Below are 24656 nucleotides of genomic sequence, written 5' to 3'. Positions count from 1 at the left end.
GTGACGGTTACGGATGTGGTCGGTGTCGTGGAGCCGGGCGCCCTGAGCGGTCGTCAGCCGGTGGCCGCGCTGCGGACGTCGGCCTGGTCCACCCCGGTGACCTGCCCGGTCGGCGAGACCGTCGCGGGGCCGCGCTGGTCCGGCTTGGACGGCAGCGGGCCGCGCGGCTCGACCGGCCCGTCCACCGGCGGCGACTCGGGCCCGGGCTTGCCGGGGACGCCCTCCGGCGGCCCGGCCGTGCCCCGCAGGGCGCCGGTGACCTTGTCCGCGGCGTGTTTGAGCGGGTTGTCGGGGTCCATCGTCGGAACTCCTTCGCATCGGGCGGGCCGTCGGTGCGGCCGGTACGGGGCCCGTGGAGGCGGCGCGGGACGCCATCCGGCGGAGTGGCCGCAGGCTGCGGCAGTTCCGGCGGTCAGGCCTGTTACGGCGCCGCCGCGTCGTGGGTGGTCGGCAGCTGCCACACGTAGGCGAAGGAGGCCTGGATCATCCTGTAGCCGTGTGATCCGGAGCGGAAGAGGATCATCGGCAGTCCCACCGGCGCCTTGGGCGCGAGAAGGTTCGGGGAGTAGTAACAGACGTGCGGGAAGATGACCGTGGTGCAGTACGGGGCGGCCATGGCCAGCCGCAGAGCGACGTTCGGCCCCATGGTGACCCGCAGTCCGGCCACGGTCACCCGCGTCGACTCGATGTCCCGCTCCAGTTGTGACGTGTGCTGCGGGCTGCGGCCGGCTTCCTCGATCGCGGCACGTGCCGGAACGTCGGGGTTGCCCGGGTCGCAGACGATTGCCCGGATCCGGACCCGCCCGCCCGTCTCCCGCAGCATGGTCTCGATGTCGCGGTGGAACGGGCCGAGGGGGTTGAAGAAGACCCGCAGCGAGACCCCCATCATGAGGATCTCCCCGTTCTCGAAACCTCGGAACTCCTCCGCCAGCCGGGCCTGCGCGTTGTCCCGCCGCGGTGATGTCTCACGGTCCTTGTAGACGCGGCTGATCCCGGCGTCGGAGAGTTCGTTGAAGATGCGCCACACCTCGTCCCCGAGCCATTTCTCCTTGAGCCGGTCGTACGCGAACGACACCAGGATGGGGAAGAGCACGGCCGAGCCCAGCGCCTCCAGAACCACCGCCGCCAGGGCCCACGCCCTGCTGTCGGTGAGGATGCCGGCCGCCAGCCCCGCGACCAGCACGGCGAACCCGAGCGCGGCGCAGAGATAGAGGAACTTCTGGTGCACGGCGGACGGAGTCAACCGGTCTTCCCCTTTCCGGCGCCGTCGCCTGCTGGCCGCATCGTGATCGTCCCGGCGGGGCCGTCTCCCGTCACCTCGCCGATCCCGGCGGCCGGGACGCCGTACTCGGCGCAGCGGCCGAGGAATGCGCGGGTCCGGTCGGGCGGGGCCGCGAGGAGCAGCCCGCCCGAGGTTTGCGGATCGCACAAGGCCATGCGCCGTTCGATGGGCAGATCCGACCAGCCCACCTGGTCCTCCAGCGCGAAGTAGGTCCGTTCCGCGCTGTTGGGTACGACTCCCTGCTCCTCACAGAGTTCCCTCGCGTGCCGCAGCAGCGGTACGGCCCCGGGACGCACCGTCGCCGCGCACTCCGACGCGAGCAGCATGGTCCGCAGATGGCCGACGAGCCCGTATCCGGTGATGTCCGTGGCGGCGTCGATACCGGTGTCACGGGCCAGCCGGCAGGCCGCCCGGTTCGAGGTGAGCATCACCCGCTCCGCCTCCGACACAGCTTCCGCGGAGGCCACTTCGGCCTTCTGCCCGGCGATGACGATTCCGGTGCCGAGGGGCTTGGTGAGGGTGAGCAGGTGCCCCGGGCGGGCGTTGCTCTGGAGCATGACGTGTTCGGGCCGTACCGCGCCGACCACGCACAGGCCGAACACCGGGGTTTCGGAGACGATGGAGTGCCCTCCGGCCAGCTGTGCGGAACACTCGGTGAGCGAGCTGACGGCGCCCCGCATGAGCCGCGACACCGTCTCGTGCGGCAGTTGGGGAGGCCAGCCGAGAATGCCGAGGGCGAGGAACGGCTCGGCGCCCATCGCGTAGATGTCGGACACGGCGTTCATGGCGGCGATACGGCCCCAGGTCTCCGCGTCCTGGGACACGGGTGTGCCGAAGTCCGTGGAGCACGCGAGGGTGACATCGCGGGAGAGTGCGTAGAGCGCCGCGTCGTCGCGCTGGGTACCGGGTACGAGGTTGTCCGCGTGGCTGCCGAACGCGGCCGGCCAGGCCGTGAGGGTCTCCAGCAGGGCAGCCATCCGGTCCATGGGGATCTTGCCCGCGCACCCCCCTGCCGCCGCCATGTTCAGCAGGTTCGCCGAAGCCGCCGCACCTGGCATCGAAAGCCCCCTCCGGTGACCACCGCCGAGTCACGCGCGGTCATCCCACTATGACGCCGGCCCCGGACGGACACCAGGGCCGGGGCGCCGCACGGATGAACGCCCATTCCGACCATCGTTCGCTGGGCGACGCCGAGGTGTGCAAAGAGGCGCCGGCCGTCACCATGTGGAGTGCGGTCAGCGGCGCCATCGGCGGGCAGATGGCGAAATGGGCTTCCACGAGCGCGGCCTCCGTGATCGAGAATGCGCAACGGAGCCTGCGGGGCTTCGCAACCAAGCTCGGGAACATGGACGATGTCCTCGGATTCATGGCCGACAGCCACCAGGGCATGGGGGCGAACCTGTACGCGACCCTGCAACGCCTTTCCCGCAGTGTCGGCCAGTCGAAACTGCCGCTCAAGGTCATGGTGGTGGGCGATTCCATGAGCCAGGGCTACGAGGGCGACTGGGCCTGGCGCTACCGCCTGTGGGAATGGTTCAAGAGCGAGCACGTCGACGTCGATTTCGTCGGCCCGTACAAGGGAACCCGTCCACAGGAAAGCCCCGAACCCCCGCCTGTGTCGCGACATGGGCTGGTTCGTCAGTGGCCCGGAAGGCACGCTGGAGAGTATGCGGACGCTGGTCGACGAGGCCCGCTCCGCCAAACCGGATCTCCAATTCGCCCTGGCCGATGTTCCCCAACGGCGCGGATCGGGGACCGTGACGACCTGCCCGTCAACAGCACGCCATACAACCGAATGCTCGCGGACGCGATCCCGTCGTGGCGGAACACCGCGTCCCATGTGGCCCTGGTCGACTGGGCCGACAATTACGCCTGCGCGCCGGAGAAGTGCCCGGCCGGATATGACGGCCTGCACCCCAACGCCATCGGCGAGTACGAAAACGCGCAGGCCTTCGCGCGCACCCTGCACGACAGTTACGGCATCGGAAGCCACCAGCTCGACATTCCGGTGGGCGTCCCGATCCGGCCGAGGCCCGTACCGGGCACGATCTGGGTCGACTCCGGCCCGAGCGGCATCACCCTGAACTGGCACCCGGTCTTCGGCGCCCGTGGTTACACCGTCCGGCACCGGCTGAGTGGCTCCGGCACCTGGAACGAGACACCGGTCAGAGCGACCCGCTTCGACACCAGAAGGGCGCCCCCTCCCGGGCCGCGCTGATTGCTCTCTTTGGCCGGACGCACAAATCCTGCGCGGAATCTCTGGACAAGCGCCGCATGCACTCAACCAGGACAGCAGCAACCCTGTCCGCAGACGGAACAATCGAACGCCGCGTCCATCACCAGCATGCGAGGAGACGTTTTGCGATACAAGACGAGTGGAGTCGTGGCCTTGGCCTTCACCGCCTCTCTGCTGACGGCGCCTGCCGCGTCCGCCGCGTCGGCGCAGTGTGACACCAAACCCCTTCGGACAGCGCTGAAGGAGCTGAAAGAGGTCGGCGCATCGGGGATCGGCGTGACGGTGAAAAGTCCGCGCTGCGGTGTCCGGAACGGTGGTGTCGGGCTCGCCGATCTCAGGACGGGCCGTAAGGTCGTCGGCCGTGAGCACAGCCGTATCGCCAGCAATACCAAGGCCTGGACGGCCACGGTCGTGCTTCAGCTCGTCGGCGAAGGCAAGCTGAAGCTCGACGACACCGTGGACGACCATCTGCCCGGTCTGCTCCGCACCGGACCCTACGACGGGCGCAAGATCACGATCCGGCAGCTGCTGCAGCACACCAGTGGCCTGCCCGATTACCTGGCGGCGTGGGACGACCTGGAGACACACCGCTGGGAGCACATGAGCCCCTTGCAGACGGTCGAGCAGGCGCTGACGCTGCCCCCGCCGGACGACCGGACACCCGACGGCTTCTCCTATTCCAACACCAACTACAACCTGGCCGGTCTGATCGTCACGAAGGTCACCGGCCGCGCCATCGGCACCGAGATCGAGCAGCGGATCATCAAGCGTCTCGGGCTGCGCGAGACCTATTGGCCCGGCGACCGGACCACGCTGCCCAAGCCGGATCTGCGCGGCTACGTGGACCGGGACGGGGCGTTGCTGGACAGAACGGAATGGAACGTTTCCGGCGCCGACGCGTCGGGCGCGCTGATTTCCACCGGTGCCGACGCGACTGCTTTCTGGACCGCGCTGCTGTCCGGGAAACTGCTGGCCCCGGCGCAGCTCGCCGAGATGAAACGGACCGTCCCGGACAGCTCCCCCGGCGGGCGTTACGGTTTGGGAGTCGAGCGCTATGAGCGCGTTCCGGGTTTCGTCATGTGGGGACACAGCGGCCATATGGAGAGCGGTCACACATTCCGGAACGCCGTCACCAATGACGGCCGACGGGCCGTGACCCTGGTGATCGGCTCGGAGAGGTTCGACTCGGACCGGGTGGATGCCGTCATCGGGGATCTCATCCGCGATCTCCGCTGATGAGGGGCCACCTGGGCAGGGCGGGTGTTACTGCCCGGGTGGCGCACCTCATGGGAAGCGAGGGGCGTCTGCGAAGGCCATTTCCCCCTCCCCGTCGAGTCCCGCCAGAACTTTCAGCTGCAACCAGAGAACCAGCCGTTCCTCGGGATCACCGAGGTCGATCCCGAGCTGTAGTCCGACCTGCTTCAGGCGGTAGCGGCAGGTGTTGGGGTGGACTGAGAGCCGTTTCGCCGCGTCTGCCACGTCGCAGCCCGCGTCGAGCCAGGACACCAGGGTGCGGGCGTAGTCGGTGCCGTGCTCGGTGTCCGCCGCCAGCACCCGGCGCCATGCTCCCTCCCGCAATTCCGAGCGCTCACCCAGCACTTCGGAAAGCCGTAGCAACGTCACCCGGGCCCGCAACCCGTCGACCGTGGCGACCGGCAGGGCGTCGTGCAGCAGGCGCAGGACCACGTCCGCGTCCGCACGGGAGTCCGCCACACCGCCGAGGCCGGGCGCCACGCCGCCGAGCGCCGCCCGTACCGGCACCCGCAGCGACTGCTCGGCCCGGCGCACGATGTCCTCCGCCAGCTGCCGGTGCCGCTGGTCCGACGCCGCCTTCCGTTCCCGCGCCGGGTGCGCCCCGGCGTGCCCGCCGGGCGCCGGCAGCAACGCGTACACCACCCCGTCCAAGAGCACGCACGCTTGCCGCCCGTAGCGCACCTCGCACTGCAGGCGCACCACGTCCAGCAGCCTGAGCGAGGTCCGTTCGGCGTCCGGGACGCTCGCCGCGGAGTCCAGCACGAACGCGGCCACGCGGACCGCGTCCCAGCCCAGGCGGTGCGCTGCCGCCGCCGCGTCCGCCGAACCGTCCAGCAGGCGGCGTACCAGGTCGGTGTTCTGGTGGCGGGCCAGTTCCCGGGCCGCACGGGCGCGCAGCAGGAGCAGTGCCGCCGTGGATGCGCCTTGGATCAGGGTCTCCTCGGCGTCCGGGGCGAGCGTGCCGCCGTCGATCACCCAGACCGAGCCGAGCGTCTCGCCGCCGGCCCGCACCGCGACGGCGAGCCGCGGCAGATCGCCCGCGGTGAGCGCGGGCAGCCGCACCGGCCCGTCCGAGGCGAACACCGACCGGACCTGTTCCGAGTTGTGCACGCTGCCCGGGACCTGGAGACCGAGGATGCCTTGCCGGCGGTCCTCGTCGACCGGCTGGCCGGGCACGGTGGAGTAGGCCAGGATCCGCTGCCGCGGGTCCTCCACGGCCGTCGCCCCGCCGGTGGCCGCCGCGATCGCGTCGGCCAGCGCGAACAGGTCCCCCAGCCCGGTGCCGTGGGCGCCCCCGGCACCGATCGCCGAGGCCAGCATCAGGTGTACGTGGTGCCAGGCCGCGTCCTCGTCGATGGCCAGCAGCGCCACACCGTGCGCCGCGGCCTCGCCGGCCGGCCCGTCCGCGCCCCGCACCACGATTCCGGCCATCCCGGCCTCCGCCGCGGCCCGTACCAGCGGCCCGGCCTCGGCTGCCCGCACGCCGACCGCGAGCAGCAGGGCTCCGGGCGCGTCGGGCAGCGGGGCGTGCGCGTCGTACAGCAGCGCCTCGGTGACCCGGGTGGCAGGGCCGGCGGGTGCGGTGTGCAGCCGCAGGGCCGGGCTGCCGACGGCGTCGATCAGGTCGCCGAGTGTGCAGGCGTCCATGGGTGCTCCTCACCGCGTCGGCCCTGGACCGGCCGGGCCGCTGCCCGGACAGGCCCAGGGTGTTACCGGGAAGCGCCCGGTTGTTTGGCTGATTCTCACAGGAACGTACGACCCTGTTGGCCTTTCTCACCATCCGGTGCCCCGGCCGTCGGCGCGCTCACAGAGCGATCCATTCGCTGGAGGTGGTGACCTCGTCGAGAACGTCGGGCAGCGGTTCGACGCCGAGGCCCGGGCCGGTGGGGACTTCGAGGTGGCCGTCACGGAGGACGAACGGCTCCGTGATGTCGGTGGCGAAGTAACGGTGGGAGCCGGAGGTGTCACCGGGGAGGGTGCAGCCGGGCAAGGCGGCCAGGGCGACGTTGGCGGCCCGGCCGATGCCGGTCTCCAGCATGCCGCCGCACCAGACGGGAATGCCGTGGGCGCGGGCGAGGTCGTGGATGCGGCGCGCTTCGAGGTAGCCGCCGACCCGGGCCGGCTTGATGTTGATGACGGAGCAGGCGCCGAGCGAGATGGCCGCCGCGGCGTCGGCGGCGGATTCGATGGACTCGTCCAGACAGATGGGGGTGCGCAGCAGCTTGGCCAGTGCGGCGTGCTGGACCATGTCGTCGTTGGGCAGTGGCTGTTCGATCAGCAGGAGGCCGAAGTCGTCGAGTCCGGCGAGCTGCCGGGCGTCCGCCAGGGTGTACGCGGCGTTGGCGTCGACCTGCAGGAGCAGAGCGTCGCCGAAGCGCTCGCGTACGGCCCGTACCGGCTCGGTGTCCCAGCCGGGCTCGATCTTGAGCTTGATCCGGACGTAGCCCTCGGCGAGGTACTCCGCGACGGCGTCGAGGAGTTCGGGCACCGAGTCCATGATCCCGACCGAGACACCGCAGGGGACCCGGTCCCGGGCGGCCCCCAGGTAGGATCCGAAGGACTCGTCGGCTGCGCGGAGTTGGGCGTCCAGCACCGCGGTCTCCAGCGCGGACTTCGCCATGCGGTGGCCGGTGAAGGGCTGCAGGGCCCGCCCCACCGCGTGCACGTCCAGGCCGTCCTTCGGCAGGGCGGGGACGAGGCAGCGGCGCAGGACGTCCTGGGCGCCGTCGACGTACTCGGAGCAGTAGCGGGGCTCGGACATCGCCGCGCACTCGGCCCACCCCTCACCGTCGGAGGTGACGACGCGGACCAGCAGCACATCGCGGCTGGTCTCCACGCCGAAGGAGGTACGGAACGGGGCGACGAGCGGCATCGCGATGCGGCGCAGCTCGACGCCGGAGATCTTCGTCTGCACGGCTGGGGGCTCCTCTGCGGGCAGTGGTCAGGTACGGGTGGTGGGGCGCCGGACCACGTAACGGCGGCGTTCGTGGAAGCCGACGACGCGGGCACCTTCGGCGAGCAGGCCGCCCAGGGTCTGCCGTACGGCCAGCCGCCAGGCGCGGGCGGCGCCGGGGTCGGTGCGGCGCAGGGCTTCGATGTCGTCGGGCAGGTCGACGAGGACGGTCGCGGCGTCGGCCGTACCGGGCTCGGGGCGGCCCTCGTGGTTGTGGAGGCCGTACGCGGCGTCGGCGGGCACCCCGACCGCAGCGGGCGGGAAGGGCACGGTGAGGTCCCAGGCGGCAAGGACCCGGTCGGACTCGTCGCCGCCGTTGATGGTGTCGTTGATCGGGCCGTAGAACGAGGTCAGGTACTCCTCCGGCCGGGCGCCCAGTTTGACCAGGTTGAAGTGGGCGTTGCGGCGGATGAGCGGGTCATAGGTCCAGGTGATGCGGCTCAGCCGGCGGGCCGTCGCCCACTGCCGCTGGTGCGTCTTGAGGGCGAGGCCCACGCCACGCCCCTTGACGGTGCCCGTGATGTGCGAGTGCAGGCTGGTGCCTACGGGGGCGCCGAAGAAGGCGACGGACGCCCCCACCAGCCGGCCGTCCTCGTACGCCCCGGCCACGTAGTTGCCGGCGTGCGAGAAGGCCTGCATCAGCTCGGCGGAGAGGGGCGGGCTGCCGGGCCCGGTGCCCCAGATGCCGGCGTAGAGAAGGCTGACCGCCTCGAAATCCGCCAGGAGGTGGAGCTCCCGGACGGTGGCTTCCTTCATCGCAGCGCTCCGACGAGGTGGGCCAGCAGCCGGGCGCGGGCCGGCATGGCGGCGGTGACGACGTGTTCGTGGTCGGCGTGCGCGCCGTCGCCCACCGCGCCGAGCCCGTCGAGCGTGGGGCACCCGGCCCCGGCGGTGTAGTTGCCGTCGGAGGCTCCGCCGACGGACGCCTGGCGCAGCGGGCCGATACCGAGCCGGGTGGCCTGTTCGGCGGCCAGGGCGAACAGCTCCTGGGAGGCGTCGGGGTCCAGGGGCGGCCGGTTGGGACCGCCGTCGATCCGTACGCGGGCGCCGGGTGTCCGCGGCTCCAGGGTCCTGATGAGCCGGTCGGCGGCTTCCTGCGCCGCGGCGTTCGGCACGCGGACGTCCACGCTCAGCTCGGCCTCCGCCGGCACGGTGTTGTTCGAGGTGCCGGCCCGCAGCACGGTGGGTGTGACGCTCGTTCCGGGCCCGGTCGAGGCGGCCACGGTGGCGGCGATGCCGTGCAGGGCCAGGATCTGGTGGGCGATCTCGGTGGCCGCGTTGACGCCCCTCTCCGGCTCCAGCCCGGAGTGGGCGGCACGCCCGCGAACGGTGATGTCGTAGAGGGATACGCCCTTGCGGCTGGTCTTCAGGGCGCCGCCGGGTGCCGAGGGCTCCAGGACGAGCGTGGCCGAGCACTGGCGTGCGAGGTCCTCGATCAGCGGGCGGGAGGTGGCCGAACCGGTCTCCTCGTCACCGGTGACGAGCACACAGAGGCCGTCGAGGGACGGCAGGGAGGCCAGCGCGTGGAACATCTGGACCAGCCCGGCCTTCATGTCGAAGACCCCGGGGCCACGGGCGACGCCCTGCTCCACCGACCAGGGGTGGGTCTTGAGGGAGCCGACCGGCCAGACGGTGTCGTGATGGCCGAGCAGCAGGATGCGGGGCGTTCCGAAGGTCCACTGCACATGGGTGACGCCGTCGATGACCGGCGTCCGGGCCGAGGCTCCGAGCAGACGGCGGCCCTGCGCGGCGACCACCTGGCCGCTCCGGGCCACGGCCGCGTGGTCGTCCGAGAAGGACTCACAGGTGACGAGTTCTTCGAGGTCTTCGAGCAGGGCGCCGAGGGCCGGTGCGTGGTCCGCCTGCGCGGACGGCGGGCGTGCGGGGTCATGCGGCACGGGTGGGTCCTCCGTAGGGTGGTCAAGGGCGTCAAGGTGTCGAGTGGTCCCGTAGGAACGGGGATTGCGTCTGGGACGCGACGCGGGCGCCTGGCGGCGCGGGCAGCACCGAATCGCCGGACGGCGCTCAGCCATCGGGCAGCGTCGAAGCACCGGGCCGACTGCGCCGAATGTCAGCGCACGTCAGCCCATGTGCTTGTTCATGAGCCGCCGCATGTTCCCGCCGAGAATCTTCAGGATGTCCTGCTCGGGCAGGCCCCTGCGCACCATCGCCTCGGTGACCACCGGCATACCGGCCGGACCCTCCAGTCCGGGGAAGGCGAACATCGGGTCCTCGTCGTCGGCGTGCTCGCAGCAGGGCGGGGTGACGTCCGCCATGACCTCGCGGATGAAGTCCGATCCGAGGCCGACGTGGTCGACACCGGCCACCGAGACGACGTGCTCGATGTGGTCGACGACCCGGTCGACGCTCACCTTCGCCTCGTCATCGGTGAGGAAGTCCGGGACGAAGTTCACGCACACCAGGCCTCCGGTGCCGGCCACACCGCGGATCTGGTCGTCGGTGAGGTTGCGGTGGTGATTCCGCAGCGCGCGGGCGCAGGAATGGGTGGCGATCAGCGGGCAGGTGGCGAGTTCCAGTACGTGGGTGACACCGCTCGCCCCCAGGTGGGAGATGTCGAAGAGCATGCCCAGGCGTTCCATCTCGTACAGTGCCCGGACGCCGGCGGTGGTCAGCCGGCTGCCGGTGGCGTCCTCCCGGCTGCCGTCCGCGAGCGGGGTGCGTCCCCAGTGGGCGATCGAGGCGATCCGCACGCCGAGCCGGAACAGGGTGGGAAACAGTTCGACGGAGGCGTCGATGCCCGGCGCGCTCTCCAGCGCGAGAACGAGGGCGGTCTTGTTCTCGGCGAGGGCCGCTTCGATGCCGGCACCGTCGACGCACAGCGCGACCCGGTCGGCGTTGGCCTCGGCCAGGACATGAGCGCACTCGATCATGCGGAGGGTCTGCCGGAGCGCCCCCTCGGGGCGGTACTGGTCGTCGATGAACACCGGCAGGACCTGGATGTCGATGCCGCCCTCGCGCAGCTGCGATAGCCACCGGTCACGGAAGAAGGCGCCCCAGCGTTCCGGGGAGCGGGCGGCGACGGCCATGAGGAGGTCGTTGTGGGCATCGGCGACGACGGCGCGGTGGTGCAGGTCCAGGGACACGGCGGAGCCTTTCGCGAAGGAATCAGCCGCAGCGTATGTAGGGCGGGCCCCTGGATTCTTGGTGCGGGGGCACGAACCGGCGGGCTGCTCCTTGGCCTTACGGACAACTCCGCCTCTTGAGGCAGGCGGCGGCGAACTCACCTTGCCGCGCTCCCCCAAGCTCTGCCTACGGAAGCAGGGCCAGGACGCGGGCCGGGAAGGCGGTGCCGTCGCGGGCCTTGCCGACGCCGACGACGATGTGTGCACCGGTCGGCGGAAGGGCGTGCAAGTTGGCGAGCAGCTCGACCTGGTAGCGGTCGTGGTCGAGCACATAGGCCTCACAGGCGTACCGGCGGCGGGCGTTCTCCACCGCCGTCGCGCCGTCGGGCCCCTCCCCGGTGGTCCACAGGCCGGGATCGGCGTCGATGGTCTCGTGGCCGATGGCGGTGACGGACCGTTCGACCAGGAGGAGGCGAAGGGCGTCCAGGGTCCAGCCGGGGGTGTGGGAGGTCCCGTCCGGGTCGAGGTTGCGCATCGCGTCGGTGTCGGGCCACCTGCGGGACCAGTCCGTACGCAAGGCGGCGAAGGAACCCGCGGGAACCGGGCCATGGCGTTGTTCCCATGCGCGTACGTCGTCCCGGACGAGACAGCGGTCGGGGTCGGCGGCGACGGCGTCGGAGATGTCGAAGACGACCAGCGGGAGCACCAGGTCCTCGGCCGGCAGGGCGTCGATGGTGCGGCCCCCGGCGACCATCTCCGCGGGGGCGTCGACATGGGTGCCCCATGAACCCGCGATGCGGTGGTAGACCGCGTCGAAGCCGTCCCGCTCGATGGTCATTTCCGGGTGACGCTGCTCGTCGTCGAATTCCGGTTCGCGCGGCTGTCCAGGGCCGAAGGCGTGCGTCAGATCCAGCACCCGCGTAGAGATCATGTGTCCCATCATGCCGAGGCCGGAAACCGCAGGGCGGGCAGCGACGGCCGGCGGCGGAGCACCTTGCTGCATTCGGCCGATGCCCGGAGGTGGTTTCGCGTGCGCGTCAGTGCGGGGCGGGACCGCGGAGTTCCTGCACACAGCATTTCGCGCCGCCGCCGCTTTTGGCGAGCTCGCTCAGGTCGATGCCGATCGGTTCGTATCCGCGGGCGCGCAGGGCGGGGCCCAGCCGGTGGGCGGCCGCGGGCAGCAGAACATGCCGTCCGTCGGAGACGGCGTTCAGCCCCAGGGCCGCAGCGTGGTCGGAGTCCGCGAGCAGCGCGTCGGGGAAGCGGTGGCGCAGCACGGTACGGGCGGCCGCGGAGAAGGCTCCCGGGTAATACATGATCTCGTCAGCCGCGGGGTCCAGGACGGCCAGGGCCGTGTCGAGGTGGTAATAGCGGGGGTCGGTGAGTTCGAGGGCGATCACGGAGCGGCCGAAGAATTCCTGTGCCTCGGCGTGGGAGGCCACAGTGGTACGGAATCCGTGGCCGGCGAGCAGGCAGGACGAGGTGAGCGCGTAGTCCCCCTCGCCTTCGTTGGGGTGCTCCGGCTCCCGGAACACGGTGACGCCGTGCGAGAGGAACCATGCGCGGTGGGCCGCGGCCTCCGGCATGCGTTCGCGGTGGGCGAAGCGCGCACCCAGCACACGTCCATCGATCATGGTGGCGCCGTTGGCCGCGAAGACCATTTCCTGCGCCCCTGGGCGCGGTGGCAATTCCTCCACGGTGTGTCCCAGGGCGCGCAGACGGTCCCGCAACTGCTCCCACTGTCGGCAGGCCAGGTCGGCGTCCACCGGTTCGTCAGGGTCCATCCACGGGGTGCGGGCCTCGGTGACCTCGAAGTACGTTGGCCGGCACATCAGGTAGTGGCGGGGGGTGGCATGACGCGGCACAGCAGCTCCTCACGCTGACGTCTCTCCGCCCCCTCGGGCCGGCTCTCCTGCCGACTCTGCTGAGCACCTTTTCACGCCCGCCCGGGACGTACCGGCAACTCGGTCAGCCATTCGTCGAGCCGTGTCAGGCAATGTCGTCCGGACCGCCTTCGGCAGCGGCCGACGGCTCGCTTCGCCCACCGGGCCGGGGCGAGCCCGGCCTGTACGGCCACATCCGCCAGGCCGGGGTCCGCGCCGGAGACTCAGCCGGTGGTCAGGGCGCTGCTGAGGAGGGGCAGCAGGCGGTCCCAGTGGAGCTGTAGTGCGGAGGGGTTGAAGGCTGCGGTGTCGGACATGGTGAAGCCGTGGACGGTGTCCGGGTAGACCTCGGTGGTGTAACCGACACCCGCGGCGTCCAGGGTCTGGTTGAGTTCGCCGAGGGCCTCGGGCGTCAAGTCGCCCACGGCGAGGCCGAGATGCACCTGGGCGGTGAGCTTGTGGATCTCGCGGTGCGGGCTGTCGGGCGCGTCCGTGACCAGGAGGCCGGGATGGAATCCGGCGACGGCGGCCACCTGGTCCGGGTGGGCGGTCGCGGTGCGCATCGCCAGGACGGCGCCCATGCAGTAGCCGATCGCGGCGACCGGCCCGGCGCTGACCTCGGGCTGGGCGGTGAGGAACCCGAGATAGGCGTCGGCGTCACACAGGGCGCGTTCGGTGGTGTGTGCCTCGACGAGGGGCATCAGCTGGGCGAAGACCGCGTGCCGGTCCTCTTCTCCGATGTACTCGGGGAGTTCGACCACCGGTGCGGGGCCGTGCCGGTAGAAGAAGTTGGGGACGAGCACGTAGTACCCGTGCTCGGCCAGTTCGCGGGCCATCTCCTTCAGTACGGGCCGCACGCCCAGGGCGTCCGGATACAGCAGTACCCCCGGGTGCCGCCCGCCGCGGTCGGGGTAAGCGGCGAAAGCGTCGGTCCGGCCGTCCGCGGTGGGGATCTGCAGTGTCTTGGTGGGCAAGGTTTTCCTTCCTGGAAGGTCACTCCGTGAACGCTCTGCAACGTTTGTTGCACTAACGGTTTCGGCGCGAGCGAACGTACATCGTTAGTGTGACTAACGCAATGGGTAGAATGAACTCCATGATCAGAGCCGAGGCCGCGGACCTGCCCGACGACGGCGCGCTCAAGACGCCCGACAGGCTGCGCCGCCGGGCGAGCCGGCTGCTGTCACAACTGTCCGCACGGTCGGACCGGCTGATCAACGAGGGACTGGCCCGGGTCGACGCCCGCAAGTGGCACTACGCCGTGCTCGCGGCGCTGCAGGATCACGGGCCGGGCAGCCAGACGGAGCTGAGCGGGCGTACCGGCATCTACCGCAGCGACATGGTCGGCGTGCTCAACGAACTGGCCGAGCGGGAGCTCGTCGAGCGGGCGCCGGATCCCGACGACCGGCGCCGCAACATCATCACGATCTCCGCCCGGGGCCGCCGCCACCTGCGCCACCTCGACACGGTCCTGGACGCCCTGCACGACGAGCTGCTCGCGCCGTTGAGTGCGGCCGAACGCGACCAGTTCGTGCAGTTGCTCACCCGTTTGCTGGATCACCATGCCGCCCGGACCGCCACGCCCGGGCCTCCCGGCCCCTGAGCGCAGCCGGCAGGGCGTCAGCTGGCGGCGAGGAGGCGCAGGAATTCCTTGGCCAGCTGCCGGGTGTCGATGCTCTCCGCGCCGCGCCCGGACAGGACGTGGTAGAAAGGCGGGCCGATGAGCAGAGCCGTCGCCTGCTCGACAGACAGTGCGCTGTCGCCGGCGCCGAGTACCGGCTCGACGATCTTCGCGGCGCTCTCGCCGAGGATGTCCCTGGAGGAGAGCAGGGCCGCGACGGCCGTGTCGTGCTGAGCCTCTCCGATGAGCGCCCGGTAGGCCGCTCCGGCATGGGAGTTCACGAGGAAGTCCACGAACGCGTCCAGGTAGGCCGCGACGTCTTGTGACGGGTCGCCGGTCAGGGGCACGGAGAGTTCCTGCTGCGCGTCGATGGCGCTGGCCTCGTAGAGGATCTCCGCCTTGTTCGACCACCACCGGTAGACGGTCTGCCGGCCCACGCCGGCCCGCTCCGCGATGCCCTTCATGGTCAGCGCCGCGTAACCGATCTCGACGAGCAGATCGTCGACCGCGTTCAGGACGGCCACCCGGGCGCGCTCACTGCGAGGCCGTCCACTGCGGCCGTGCTCCTCATCCATGACACCACTATAACGAGTCAGCATGACTCGTATGTGTTACGGTTACGAGGCACGGCGACTCGTTATTGTCGCCGTCCGCGGCCCCCGGTCAACCCCTCCCCGACGCACGGCACGTCACCCCGGGCCGGCCCTCCGCACCGGCCCCGCCGCGCCTTCAGGGAGCTTTCGAAAAGGAACTCCAACCCATGGTCTTCACGGTGGAACGCCCCGTGAGCCAGGCGCAACGGCCTGGCCTGGTGCTCGCCGGCATGAGTGTGTGCACCGCCCTGGTCGTCGGATTCGTCGCCGCGATCAACCTCGCCGTACCGAAACTGGCGGCAAGTCCACTGCACCCGACGTCGGCCGGCCTGCTGTGGATCGTCGACGCCTACGTCGTCGCCTTCGCCTGCCTGGTCATCCCCGCCGGCGCCGCCGGCGACAAGTTCGGCCGCAAAGGCACCCTTCTGACCGGGCTGGGCATATTCGCGGCCGGTGCCGTCCTCTCGGCCATGGCGCCGAGTGTGCCCGCCATGCTGATCGGGCGTGCCGTCACCGGCCTCGGGGCGGCGTGCGTACTGCCCAACTGCGTCGGCATCCTCATCCACGCCACAGAACCCCGGCGCCGCCCCCACGCGCTGGCGGTGTGGGCGGCGGCGTCCGGCATCGGCGGGGTCGCCGGAAACGTCGGCGGCGGCGCGCTGCTCAGCCTCGGCTCGTGGCGGTTCCTGTTCGTCGCGGTGGCGCTGGTCGCGGTCTGCTGCCTGGCGTGGGTGGCGGGCTGCGCGCCGGTCAGCGCGCGCCACGCCCGTAGCCTCGACCTGCCCGGTACGGCGCTGTTCGTGGCCGCCGTCGTCGCGCTGCTGACCGGCATCATCGAGGGCCCCGAGAAGGGATGGGGCAGCACCGTCACCCTCGCCGCGTTCGCCTGCGCCGTCGCGCTGGGGCTCGCCTGGTTCCTGTTGGAGCTGCGCGTACCCCACCCCATGCTCGATCCCCGGCTCTTCCGCAATCCGCTGCTCAGCAGTGCGAGCTTCGGGATGACCGTCATCTTCTTCGGGAGTTTCGGGCTCTTCTACGTCAACGCCTCACTACTCCAGTACGGCCGCGGGTTCTCCGTTCTGCAGGCGGGTCTGGGCATCATTCCGCTGACCCTCCCCATGCTGCTGGGCACCCGCTACGTTCCCGGGCTCATCCGCCGCGCCGGCCTGCCCGTGACCCTCGCGGCAGCCTTCCTCCTCACGAGCGCCGGCCTGTTCGGGCTGTCCTACGCCACGGCCCTGCCCTATCCCGTCTACGCGGCGGCGCTGTTCGTCATCGGCCTGGGCATCATGCTCGCCGGGCCGTGCCTGACCGCGGAGATCGCGGCGGGCCTGCCCGTCGAACAGGCCGGAATCGCCGGCGGGCTGCAGTCCGCGACCCGGGAACTGGGCAGCGCACTGGGAGTCGCCGTCGTCGGCACCGTCCTCACCGCCGGATTCACCCATCATCTGCCGGTCGGCCTGAGTCAACACGCCCCGGCTCCCCACACGGTGGCGGAGGCGCTGCCCCTGGCCCCGGCCGAGCACGGCGCCGTCATCGAGGCGTTCACCAGCGGCGCGGGGACCGCCTTGCGCGCGGCCGGCCTGCTCACCCTGCTCGCCGGGGCTCTCGTCGTCGCCGGGGCGACACGCGTGCGCCACAACTCGCCGTAGGGGATTCCCGGCCCCCTCTATCTAGACACCGTGCCTCGTATCTGTTAATTTCGAGACACGGTGTTCCGATATCGAGGCATCACCCGGGCCGGGGCCCCCGGCCCGGGCGTCCCCTCGCTGGAATCTCCCCACCGGAACCTCACTACCGGTATCTCACCGCTGAACCTCATCAGCCCCTACCGAACCCGGAGTTATCCCCATGCGTGTTTTTGTGACCGGCGCGACCGGCTGGATCGGGTCCGCTGTCGTGGACGAGCTCACCGCCGCAGGCCACCAGGTCGTCGGACTCGCCCGGTCGGACCAGGCCGAGCAGGCGCTGGCGTCCAAGGGCGTCGGCTTCCTGCGCGGCGACCTGGACGACCTGGACTCCCTGCGCCGGGGTGCCGCACAGACCGACGCGGTCATCCACCTGGCCAACAAGCACGACTGGGGCAACCCGGCCGAGTCCGACCGCTCCGAGCGCGCCTCGGTGCACACTCTCGCCGAGGCGCTGGTCGGCAGCGACCGCCCGTTCGTCGTCGCCGCTCCGCTCTCCGGCCTCGTCCAGGGCCGGTCCGCCACGGAGGCCGACGCCTCCCCGGCCGTCGGCCCGGACTCGAACCGGGGCGGCAGCGAGAACCTCGCGCTGGACTACGTCCCCCGGGGCGTACGGACGGTGATCACGCGTTTCGCGCCGAGCGTCCACGGCGCCGGTGACTGGGGATTCGTCAACTTCCTCACGGCCGCCGCCCGCAAGCAGGGCGTCTCCGGCTATATCGGCGACGGCTCCACCACCTGGTCGGCGGTACACCGCGGCGATGCGGCCCGGCTCATCCGTCTCGGCCTGGAGAAGGCTCCGGCCGGGGCCCGGCTGCACGCCGTCGCCGAGGAGGCCGTCACCACCAAGGTGATCGCGGAGGCCATCGGCCGGCATCTCGGGCTTCCGGTGGTCGCGATCGCCCCGGAGGACGCCGGCGCCCACTTCGGCTTCGTCGGCGGCTTCTTCGCCAAGACCATGACCGCGTCCAATGACGTGTCCCGCCGGATGCTGGCCTGGGAGCCCACCGGGCCGTCCCTGGTCGAGGACATCGAAGCCGGCGCGTACACCACCGCCTGAGATGACGCTCCCCGGGGTGATCTTCGCCGAGAAGATCACCCCGGGGAGCCGTCCCACGCCTGAGACGAGACAGGAGCCAGCGTTTTGACCATACGACCGCACACCCTTTCCGACCCCCGCGTCGCCACCGCCCTGACCCGCATGTTCGAGGGCGCCGCAGGCGACGGCGACGCCGCGGCGCGCGCCAGGACCCGGCGGCCCACCCGCCGCGCACCGGTGACTCCCCAGGAGCGCGCCGACGCGGCGGATGAGATCTACATGCCGATCTCCGCCGACGGCGGCAAGCTGCTCTACAACCTTGTCAGGGCCGTCCGGCCCGCCACCGTGGTCGAGTTCGGCACCTCCTTCGGCATCTCCACGCTGTACTTGGCCGCCGCCGTCCGCGACAACGGAGCGGGCCGGGTCCTGACCACGGAGATGAGCCGCAACAAGGTGGCCTCCGCCCGCCGGACCTTCGCCGAGACGGGCCTCGACGACGTGGTCACGGTGCTGGAGGGCGACGCCCTGGAGACCCTCGCGAGCCATGCCGGTCCGGTCGACTTCCTGCTCCTCGACGGGTGGAAGGACCTGTACCTGCCCGTCCTGCGGCTTCTCGAACCGCGGCTGGCCCCGGGCAGTCTCGTCGTCGCCGACGACGCCGCGTTCGAAGACGTTCAGCCGTATCTCGACCACGTGCGCGACACGGCGAACGGGTACCAGAGCGTGACCTTCCCGGCGGAGGACGGGATGGAAATCAGCTGTCGGTTGTAGCCACCTGAGGTTTGACGCGCAAAACCCAGCGACGAACAGTGCCATTCCTGCCCGATACCGGGCAGGAATGTAGACGTTCCATGGCTCCCGGCCTAGGCTGATCGCTCATGATCACCCTAGCCGCAATAGGGACTTTCGCCCTGATAGTGGGACTCCTGACACTCACTCCGGGACTGGATACCGCACTCATTCTGCGCACCGCGGCGCTCGGACACCGCCGTCGCGTCCGGGGCGTGGCCATCGGCATCCAGAGCGGCACGCCGGTCTGGGGCGTGCTCACCTCGCTCGGTGTGCTGTCTGCGGGCTCGCGTTCGATGAGTGGCGCCAGGTGGCCCACAGCAGCCTGCCCCCCATCCACACCAGGTACGCCGCTCCGGCCCAACGAAGAGCCTGTATGCGAGATGAGACGCGGTCAGCAGCGCGGTGATGGGCGCCTTCTACGTTGCGGTGCTCCCGCAGTTCGTCCCCGCCGGCGCCTCGCTCCAGGCGTGCTCATGGCCGGTGTGCACATCCTCCTGGCCGTCGCCTGGGCGTACGCGCTGATCGCCTTCGCGCATGTGCTCCGTGACCGCCTGCAGCGGCCCTCGGCCCGCCGCTGCCTCGACCGGATCACCGGCACGGTCATCGCCGCCTTCGGCATCCGGCTCGCGCTCGGACAGTGAGGCACCGGTCGGCGTGACCGCAAGGCCACCGACAGCAGCCGAAACGGACAACCCGCATCACCCGAAGTGAAAGGACATCTCCATGCGCTCGCTTCCCACCAGCGCCGAGGCCGTGGCCTTCGACTGCGACGGCCTGCTGGTCGACACCGAAGCCTGCTGGACCGTCGCGGAAACGGCCATCTTCGCGGCGCACGGCCACCCCTTCGGCCCCGAACAGAAAGCCCTGGTCATCGGGCGCACCGTGGAGGCCGCTGGTGAGGCCATGGCCCACTACCTCGGGCGCCCCGGCGCCGGGACCGAACTCGCCGCCGAACTCCTCGAAAGAGTCCGCAAGGAGCTTTCCCGGGGCGCCACAGCCCTCCCGGGGGCGACAGAACTGGTGCGCGCCTGCCGGGCAGCCGTACCCATAGCCGTAGCCAGCAACAGCCCTCGGGAACTGCTGGACACGGCCCTGTGGTCGGCCGGTCTCGCCGACTGCTTCACTCACTCGTTCGCCGCCGACGAAGTGCGCTCCCCCAAGCCCGCACCAGAGCTCTACCTCACAGCATGCGAGGCGCTCGGTACGGATCCCAAGCGCTCCGTCGCCTTCGAGGACTCGGCCACCGGCATCGCCTCGGCGCGCGCTGCCGGGCTCTACGTCGCGGTCGTACCGTCCCTTCCAGGAGCCGGCCTCGACCACGACTGGCTGGGCACCAGCCTGGCCGAACCCGAATTGCGGGACTGGGCCGGGAAACTGGGGGAAGGCGCGGTCCACTGACCCACTCACACGACCGGTCGGGCACCCCTTAGCGCAGCGCCGCCGCCACCAGTCCGCGGATCTGCCGGCCGGACACGCTTCCGCCGCTCACCAGGCGGTCGAAGATCAGGCCGTCCACGCAGGTCAGCAGCGTGACGGTACGTTCCTCGGCGTCCGCGACGCCGTGCGCGGCCAGGAAGTCGTGCACGACCTGGCGGCCGGCGTTCTCGCGTGGCGCGAGGATTTCCCGCAACTCGGGGTGGTGGACGCTCTCGATGGCGCAGGCGTAGCGCGCCAGGGAGCGCCGCCGCCCCTCCCCCGTGAGCCGCCGCTCGGCGAGGGCCGCGATGCCGGCCGCCAGTTCCTCGCCGCTCCGCGGGGCCGGCGTCCGGCTCCCGGTGTCCTGGAGTTCCGCCTGGTCCAGTGCGACCAGGCGGCCGACCAGCGCGGTGAGCAGTGCCGTGCGGGTCCGGTAGTAGGCGGACGTGGTGCCGGACGGCAGGCCCGCCGCCCGGTCCACCGCGCGGTGGGTCAGTCCTCGTATGCCGGTCTCGGCGAGCACGGTGACGGCCGTGTCGGCGAGGAGGGTACGTCGGTCGTCAAGCACCCCTCCTTTCTACACCGGTGGAGGCGGGACCTATGCTGCGCTTCTACACCTGTAGAAGATGGCGGGAGAGGGGCCCGGTATGAGCGGCAGAGCGGTAGTGGTCGGGGCGGGCATCGGCGGGCTGGCCACGGCGATCGGGCTGCGCCGGATCGGCTGGGAAGTGACGGTCGTCGAACGTGCGCGTGTCCTGGCCGATGTGGGCGCGGGCATCTCCCTGCACGCCAACGGCATCCGCGCCCTGGACGCTCTTGGCGTCGGCCAAGCGGTACGCGCGGCCGCGCGGCCCCAGTACACCGGGGGAACCCGTACCCCCGGCGGCAGGTGGCTGGCCCGGATGGACGGAGCCGCGCTGGAGCGCCGGCTGGGCACGCCGATCGTCGGTATCCCCCGGGCCGTGCTGCACCGCCTGCTCCGCGCGGCGCTGCCTGCCGCGTGTCTGGTCATCGGGGCCGAGGTGACGTCCGTCGACTGCTCGGCCCCCGGCCTGGTGCGGGTGCCGGTCGAGGACGGCGTACTGGAGGCGGATCTGGTCGTGGCGGCCGACGGAGTGGACAGCAGGCTGCGCGGCCGGTTGCTCCCGGGCCATCCCGGCCCCGTCCACAGTGGTTCGACGGTCCTGCGCGCCATCACGGAGAAGCAGGTGGAGTTGCGTACGGACTTCGAGCTGACCTGGGGGAAGGGCGCCGAGTTCGGGCATATCGCCTTCAGCGACGGCCGGGCCGAGTGGCACGCGGTGCTCAACGCGCCGCCCGGCACGCGGTATGCGGACGCTCTCGCCGCGGTGCGCCGCCGGTTCGGCGACTGGCACGATCCGATCCCCGCGCTGCTGGACGCCACCCGGCCGGACGCCGTCCTGCACCACGACATCCGCGAATTGGTGACGCCGTTGCCCGCCTACACCGCAGGGCGGGCCGTGCTCGTCGGTGACGCGGCACACGCCATGACCCCGAATCTCGGCCAAGGCGCCTGTCAGGCCTTGGAGGACGCGGTCACCCTCGCCGCCGCGCTCGCCGGCGGGCCGACAGTCGAAGCGGCACTGGCCCGTTACGACGACGAGCGCCGTCCGCGCAGCCAGTCCGTGGCCCGGGCCGCGCGCCAGGCCGGCTGGATGGGCCAGCAACTGACCCGCCCCACGGCTGTGGCCCTGCGCAACACGGCTCTCCGGCTGGCCCCGTCCGGCGTGGCGGTCCGGGCCATCCTGCGGCACGCCGACTGGTCACCCCCGAGCCTGGGCTGACGCGGTGGCGAGCCGTTCCCTACCAGGTGGAGTGCTGCCGTACCGAGTTCTTCCCCATCCGGTTCCGGACACGACAACACTCGGGCATGCTGGATATCCGGCCTGATACAGGCTTCTGCCTCGGGGGGATGTCATGGCAGACGAGGAACGCGGCGTACTCGGGCAACTCGTGAGACTGCTGAGTCTGGCGGTGCTGATCACCCTGTACGTGGGCGGCACTTTCCTGACGTACCGTCAATTACGCTCGAAGACACCGTCGATCGGCGTCCTGGAGGCGCCGGAGTGGACCTACGCCGCACTGGTGATGGGGCTGATCATCTGCGGCGGGCTGGGCGTGGCCGCGGCTGTCGTCGACGGCCGCCGGGAGACCCCGTCGTGGGTGATCGCCCTGGCCGGCACCGCCGCCGCGCTGGCCTGGAGCCTGTGGGCCGTCGGCAGCCAGGGCAACGACGCGGTGGGCCTGCTGTTCGCCGCCACACCGCCGCTGACCGCCTTCCTGGTCCTGATGGAGCTGATGCGGCAGTTGCGGGCCAAGCGCCGTCACGCGACCGCCGTGTGACGACGGCCGGGCCCGAATCCGTCGTACGGGAACCGGTCCCGTTCGGCACCCGTACGACGGTGATACGAGGGCCCTGCACTCAATTGGAGGCCAATAACGGTCACCACCCCGGTATGTCTGTCGCCCGGCCTTCGGGCAGGCACATGCTGTGCACGCGGCGGGTGCGGCGAGCGCCCGGCGGAGAACAGCACGGGGGGGACGGATGCCGAGTCAGGATGTGGCTGTACGCCGGGTGCGGCGGGTGCGCACCACACCGGCGGAAGACTGGGCCGACGGCACGCTGCTGGCCGAACTGCGCAAGCTCGAACCCGAGTCGCCCGGCCCCGCGCGGCTGGTGCTGGAGCGGGCCGGAACCGCTCGCGTGCACGCACGCGGCGAGATCATGATGCTGGCCGGTGGCACGGACACTTTCGTCCTGCTGCTGCTCGACGGCTTCGCCAAGGTCGCCACGACCGAACGCTCCGGGGTGCCCGCGCTGATGGACATCAGGGCGGCCGGTGACGTGGTCGGCGAGTCCGCGGCTTTCGACGGCCGGCCCCGGTCGGCGACGGTCACGGCCGCCCAGCAGATGCTCGTCCGGCGGATCGCGCAGGACGAGTGGCTGCGGTGGATCAACCACAGTCCGGTCGCGGGGCTGGCGGTCAGCCGCAGCCTCGCCCATCGCAGCCGCGTCGCGGTGCGCCGCCACGCCCGGTTCGCGCACGGCCCGGTCATCGCCCGCCTGGCCAGCGCCGTCCTCGACCTGGCGGAGCAGTACGGGGTCCGGGTCCCGGACGGGCTGCTGGTCAGGCCGGGTCTCACGCAGGCGGAGTGGGGCGAGCTGATCGGCGCGCAGGAACGGCGGGTCCACCACATGCTGCACGAACTCTCCCGCCTCGGCGTCCTGACGTTCGGAAGGCGGCGGATCATCGTGCGTTCCCTGCCCGCGCTGCGGGACATCGCAGCGTCCGGCCGCGATACGCGGTGAGCGGGCCGGTGCGCCGCGCGCCGGGCCACCGCAGAGCACCGAACCGAAAGGAGAGGGCCATGGCCCCCGACATCCGTCCGGACGCCTCGCGTTCAGGAGCCCGGCAGGCGGCCGGCGCAGTGGCCGGCGCCCATCGGCAAGGTCCCGCCGACACCGGCTTCGCCCTGCCCGACGACGTGGCCGCGACGGCGGGCCTGTACACCGGGGAACCGGCTGCGGGCAGCAAGTCGCCCGAGGTCGAAGACCCCGAAAGCTCCGTGCGGTTCTACCGCCCGCTGGTCTACCGCCTGCACGGGAATCCCGCGGCCGACGGGCCGGTGGACCTACTGCTCTGCTTCCCTTACGACCTGGCGCCGCTCACCGGCGGCCGCTCGTACGGGGACGCGCAGGTGGGCCTCGACTTCGGGGACAGCGGGGCGCAGGCGCTGGGGGTGCAGCCCGCGCCCGGCAGCGTGCAGCCCGACGGCACCCGCGTGTCGGTCTTCGGGCGCGGCCATCACCGTCTGCGGTGGGAGTTCCGTCCGCCGCCGGCGGGCCTGCGCCCGGACGGCCACTGGTGCCAGGTGCTGCTGCGGCTGCCGCCCGGCCGCTCCGGCGTGTACTGCCACTTCACCTGTCACGTCGTCGTACGGCGCACGGTCCTGGGCCGGTTGGTGGGCAGCAAGGCCAGGACGCGGGGGAACGCCGGACTGCGCGTGAACGTCGAGGACGCCTGGGCGGCCCGCCTGCCGCTGCCCGGGCTCCCGTACCCGATGGAGGCGCCCGGCGGCCCGGCGCCGTACGTACGGGGTCCGGAAGGCGAGGGCGGAGAGGACGCCGCGGAGGACGCACCATGGTTGCGGCGCCTCTTCTTCGCCCTGGACGTGGAGCGTTACAGCCGCCGGAACAACACCCACATGGCCCGCGTCCAGCGCGACCTGTGGCGTACCGCGCGGGCCGCCTGCGCCCACGCCGCCGTGGACTGGCATGCGTGCGGGCGCCAGGTCAGCGGCGACGGGTACCTGCTCGTCCTGCCCACCGGCATCAGTGAGCCGGGGGCCGTCGCAGGGCTGCTGCGCGGGGTCGCGCTGGGGCTGCACGCCGCCAACACCGACCCGGAGCGCCCCACCGGCATCGGCCCGACCCGGATGCGCGCCAGCCTGCACCAGGGGCTGACGTGCGAGGGCGCGAGCGGCTTCCTCGGTACGGCGGTCGTGGAGCTGTTCCGCGTGCTGGACTCGGGGCCCCTGCGCGCGGCGCTGCGCGAGAGCACGGACGCCGATCTGGCGGTGGCCTGGTCCGACAGCCTGTACCGCGATCTGGTGCCGCACGCCTATCCCGGTCTGGACGAGCGGGCCTTCCGGCAGGTCCACGTCGAACTGCCCGAGAAGGGCTTCACGGCCGCGGCCTGGATCGAGCTGCGCGCACGCCCGGGCAACGGGCGCCCCGCGCCCGACGGGCCGGAGGGCCGCGATGCCGGGGACGGTTCCCCGAACCCGCACTGAGACG

25 protein-coding genes are annotated in these 24656 nt (G+C 71.4%); 12 read left to right on the top strand and 13 right to left on the bottom strand.

Annotation, left to right across the window (positions count from 1 at the left end; genetic code table 11):
* Positions 1-53 precede the first annotated feature (53 nt).
* The 3 genes from ACZ53K_RS20065 to selD form a co-directional block, all read right to left on the bottom strand.
* The gene (locus ACZ53K_RS20065; protein WP_468838133.1) at positions 54-299 is read right to left on the bottom strand and encodes a hypothetical protein; all 246 of its coding nucleotides are present in this window, start codon (positions 297-299) and stop codon (positions 54-56) included.
* A 122-nt stretch (positions 300-421) separates the two neighbouring features.
* A complete protein-coding gene (locus ACZ53K_RS20060; RefSeq protein WP_468838131.1) occupies positions 422-1243 on the bottom strand; it encodes a hypothetical protein in 822 nt (273 codons plus the stop codon).
* Positions 1240-2340: a selenide, water dikinase SelD gene (selD, locus tag ACZ53K_RS20055; RefSeq protein WP_468838129.1), complete on the bottom strand. Its 1101-nt coding sequence runs from the start codon at positions 2338-2340 to the stop codon at positions 1240-1242. The genes ACZ53K_RS20060 and selD overlap by 4 nt, the downstream gene beginning before the upstream one ends.
* Positions 2341-2435: 95 nt before the next feature.
* On the opposite strand from selD, the gene ACZ53K_RS20050 reads away from it, so the two are divergent.
* Together ACZ53K_RS20050 and ACZ53K_RS20045 are read left to right on the top strand one after the other, a co-directional pair.
* Positions 2436-3500, top strand: coding sequence for a hypothetical protein (locus ACZ53K_RS20050; protein ID WP_468838127.1), 1065 nt, complete (start codon positions 2436-2438; stop codon positions 3498-3500).
* Between the two features lie 171 nt (positions 3501-3671).
* Positions 3672-4754 carry a serine hydrolase domain-containing protein gene (locus tag ACZ53K_RS20045; protein ID WP_468838125.1) on the top strand — a complete coding sequence of 361 codons (1083 nt, stop codon included), beginning with the start codon at positions 3672-3674 and terminating at the stop codon, positions 4752-4754.
* A gap of 48 nt (positions 4755-4802) precedes the next feature.
* Here ACZ53K_RS20045 and ACZ53K_RS20040 read toward each other — a convergent pair whose 3' ends face one another.
* The 8 genes from ACZ53K_RS20040 to ACZ53K_RS20005 form a co-directional block, all read right to left on the bottom strand.
* Positions 4803-6419, bottom strand: coding sequence for a PucR family transcriptional regulator (locus tag ACZ53K_RS20040; protein WP_468838123.1), 1617 nt, complete (start codon positions 6417-6419; stop codon positions 4803-4805).
* 157 nt (positions 6420-6576) lie between these two features.
* On the bottom strand, positions 6577-7686 hold the full coding sequence (gene menC, locus ACZ53K_RS20035) for an o-succinylbenzoate synthase (protein ID WP_468838121.1): 1110 nt from the start codon (positions 7684-7686) through the stop codon (positions 6577-6579).
* 27 nt (positions 7687-7713) lie between these two features.
* Positions 7714-8481 (bottom strand): GNAT family N-acetyltransferase, encoded by a 768-nt coding sequence (locus ACZ53K_RS20030; RefSeq protein ID WP_468838119.1) that lies wholly within the window; start codon positions 8479-8481, stop codon positions 7714-7716.
* Positions 8478-9560, bottom strand: coding sequence for a M20 family metallopeptidase (locus ACZ53K_RS20025; protein WP_468838428.1), 1083 nt, complete (start codon positions 9558-9560; stop codon positions 8478-8480). Before ACZ53K_RS20025 ends, ACZ53K_RS20030 begins: the two co-directional genes overlap by 4 nt.
* 246 nt (positions 9561-9806) lie before the next feature.
* Positions 9807-10829, bottom strand: coding sequence for a dipeptidase (locus tag ACZ53K_RS20020; protein ID WP_468838117.1), 1023 nt, complete (start codon positions 10827-10829; stop codon positions 9807-9809).
* A gap of 166 nt (positions 10830-10995) precedes the next feature.
* A complete protein-coding gene (locus ACZ53K_RS20015; protein ID WP_468838115.1) occupies positions 10996-11739 on the bottom strand; it encodes a cyclase family protein in 744 nt (247 codons plus the stop codon).
* Between the two features lie 106 nt (positions 11740-11845).
* Positions 11846-12673 (bottom strand): dimethylargininase, encoded by an 828-nt coding sequence (gene ddaH, locus ACZ53K_RS20010; protein WP_468838113.1) that lies wholly within the window; start codon positions 12671-12673, stop codon positions 11846-11848.
* A 242-nt stretch (positions 12674-12915) separates the two neighbouring features.
* Positions 12916-13665 carry a dienelactone hydrolase family protein gene (locus tag ACZ53K_RS20005; protein WP_468838111.1) on the bottom strand — a complete coding sequence of 250 codons (750 nt, stop codon included), beginning with the start codon at positions 13663-13665 and terminating at the stop codon, positions 12916-12918.
* 119 nt (positions 13666-13784) lie between these two features.
* On the opposite strand from ACZ53K_RS20005, the gene ACZ53K_RS20000 reads away from it, so the two are divergent.
* Positions 13785-14291: a MarR family winged helix-turn-helix transcriptional regulator gene (locus tag ACZ53K_RS20000; RefSeq protein WP_468838109.1), complete on the top strand. Its 507-nt coding sequence runs from the start codon at positions 13785-13787 to the stop codon at positions 14289-14291.
* 17 nt (positions 14292-14308) lie between these two features.
* Here the strand turns inward: ACZ53K_RS20000 and ACZ53K_RS19995 are convergent, their stop codons facing one another.
* Complete coding sequence (locus ACZ53K_RS19995; protein WP_468838107.1) at positions 14309-14884, bottom strand: TetR/AcrR family transcriptional regulator; 576 nt, start codon at positions 14882-14884, stop codon at positions 14309-14311.
* Positions 14885-15069: 185 nt separating this feature from the next.
* On the opposite strand from ACZ53K_RS19995, the gene ACZ53K_RS19990 reads away from it, so the two are divergent.
* The 5 genes from ACZ53K_RS19990 to ACZ53K_RS19970 all read left to right on the top strand — a co-directional run bounded on the left by ACZ53K_RS19990 (position 15070) and on the right by ACZ53K_RS19970 (position 19819).
* Positions 15070-16554, top strand: a complete 1485-nt coding sequence (locus ACZ53K_RS19990; RefSeq protein WP_468838105.1) for an MFS transporter — start codon at positions 15070-15072, stop codon at positions 16552-16554.
* 199 nt (positions 16555-16753) lie between these two features.
* A complete protein-coding gene (locus ACZ53K_RS19985; RefSeq protein ID WP_468838103.1) occupies positions 16754-17650 on the top strand; it encodes an SDR family oxidoreductase in 897 nt (298 codons plus the stop codon).
* A gap of 84 nt (positions 17651-17734) precedes the next feature.
* The gene (locus ACZ53K_RS19980) at positions 17735-18400 is read left to right on the top strand and encodes an O-methyltransferase (RefSeq protein ID WP_468838101.1); all 666 of its coding nucleotides are present in this window, start codon (positions 17735-17737) and stop codon (positions 18398-18400) included.
* A 494-nt stretch (positions 18401-18894) separates the two neighbouring features.
* On the top strand, positions 18895-19062 hold the full coding sequence (locus tag ACZ53K_RS19975; protein ID WP_468838098.1) for a LysE family transporter: 168 nt from the start codon (positions 18895-18897) through the stop codon (positions 19060-19062).
* Positions 19063-19144: 82 nt separating this feature from the next.
* Positions 19145-19819, top strand: coding sequence for an HAD family hydrolase (locus tag ACZ53K_RS19970; protein WP_468838096.1), 675 nt, complete (start codon positions 19145-19147; stop codon positions 19817-19819).
* Positions 19820-19847: 28 nt separating this feature from the next.
* On the opposite strand, the gene ACZ53K_RS19965 is transcribed toward ACZ53K_RS19970, so the two are convergent.
* Positions 19848-20405 (bottom strand): TetR/AcrR family transcriptional regulator, encoded by a 558-nt coding sequence (locus ACZ53K_RS19965; protein WP_468838094.1) that lies wholly within the window; start codon positions 20403-20405, stop codon positions 19848-19850.
* A gap of 79 nt (positions 20406-20484) precedes the next feature.
* Here ACZ53K_RS19965 and ACZ53K_RS19960 point away from each other — a divergent pair, with 79 nt between their 5' ends.
* From ACZ53K_RS19960 to ACZ53K_RS19945, 4 genes are all read left to right on the top strand, one after another.
* A complete protein-coding gene (locus ACZ53K_RS19960; protein WP_468838092.1) occupies positions 20485-21642 on the top strand; it encodes an FAD-dependent monooxygenase in 1158 nt (385 codons plus the stop codon).
* Positions 21643-21775: 133 nt separating this feature from the next.
* Positions 21776-22201 carry a hypothetical protein gene (locus ACZ53K_RS19955; RefSeq protein ID WP_468838090.1) on the top strand — a complete coding sequence of 142 codons (426 nt, stop codon included), beginning with the start codon at positions 21776-21778 and terminating at the stop codon, positions 22199-22201.
* A 241-nt stretch (positions 22202-22442) separates the two neighbouring features.
* A complete protein-coding gene (locus ACZ53K_RS19950; protein ID WP_468838088.1) occupies positions 22443-23168 on the top strand; it encodes a Crp/Fnr family transcriptional regulator in 726 nt (241 codons plus the stop codon).
* Positions 23169-23227: 59 nt separating this feature from the next.
* Positions 23228-24652 carry a hypothetical protein gene (locus ACZ53K_RS19945; protein WP_468838086.1) on the top strand — a complete coding sequence of 475 codons (1425 nt, stop codon included), beginning with the start codon at positions 23228-23230 and terminating at the stop codon, positions 24650-24652.
* The last annotated feature ends 4 nt before the right edge of the window (positions 24653-24656 follow it).

It is taken from the genome of Streptomyces sp. NPDC033221, assembly GCF_055577005.1.
The sequence above is the reverse complement of the archived record's forward strand: the minus strand, read 5'-3'. Positions and strand labels throughout refer to the sequence as shown.

Coding starts and splice junctions, on each gene's coding strand:
- ACZ53K_RS20065 (WP_468838133.1), bottom strand. CDS start 299: ATGGACCCCGACAACCCGCTCAAACACGCCGCGGACAAGGTCACCGGC.
- selD (WP_468838129.1), bottom strand. CDS start 2,340: ATGCCAGGTGCGGCGGCTTCGGCGAACCTGCTGAACATGGCGGCGGCA.
- ACZ53K_RS20050 (WP_468838127.1), top strand. CDS start 2,436: ATGAACGCCCATTCCGACCATCGTTCGCTGGGCGACGCCGAGGTGTGC.
- ACZ53K_RS20040 (WP_468838123.1), bottom strand. CDS start 6,419: ATGGACGCCTGCACACTCGGCGACCTGATCGACGCCGTCGGCAGCCCG.
- ACZ53K_RS20030 (WP_468838119.1), bottom strand. CDS start 8,481: ATGAAGGAAGCCACCGTCCGGGAGCTCCACCTCCTGGCGGATTTCGAG.
- ACZ53K_RS20015 (WP_468838115.1), bottom strand. CDS start 11,739: ATGATCTCTACGCGGGTGCTGGATCTGACGCACGCCTTCGGCCCTGGA.
- ACZ53K_RS20000 (WP_468838109.1), top strand. CDS start 13,785: ATGATCAGAGCCGAGGCCGCGGACCTGCCCGACGACGGCGCGCTCAAG.
- ACZ53K_RS19995 (WP_468838107.1), bottom strand. CDS start 14,884: ATGGATGAGGAGCACGGCCGCAGTGGACGGCCTCGCAGTGAGCGCGCC.
- ACZ53K_RS19990 (WP_468838105.1), top strand. CDS start 15,070: ATGGTCTTCACGGTGGAACGCCCCGTGAGCCAGGCGCAACGGCCTGGC.
- ACZ53K_RS19985 (WP_468838103.1), top strand. CDS start 16,754: ATGCGTGTTTTTGTGACCGGCGCGACCGGCTGGATCGGGTCCGCTGTC.
- ACZ53K_RS19975 (WP_468838098.1), top strand. CDS start 18,895: ATGGCCGGTGTGCACATCCTCCTGGCCGTCGCCTGGGCGTACGCGCTG.
- ACZ53K_RS19970 (WP_468838096.1), top strand. CDS start 19,145: ATGCGCTCGCTTCCCACCAGCGCCGAGGCCGTGGCCTTCGACTGCGAC.
- ACZ53K_RS19960 (WP_468838092.1), top strand. CDS start 20,485: ATGAGCGGCAGAGCGGTAGTGGTCGGGGCGGGCATCGGCGGGCTGGCC.
- ACZ53K_RS19955 (WP_468838090.1), top strand. CDS start 21,776: ATGGCAGACGAGGAACGCGGCGTACTCGGGCAACTCGTGAGACTGCTG.
- ACZ53K_RS19945 (WP_468838086.1), top strand. CDS start 23,228: ATGGCCCCCGACATCCGTCCGGACGCCTCGCGTTCAGGAGCCCGGCAG.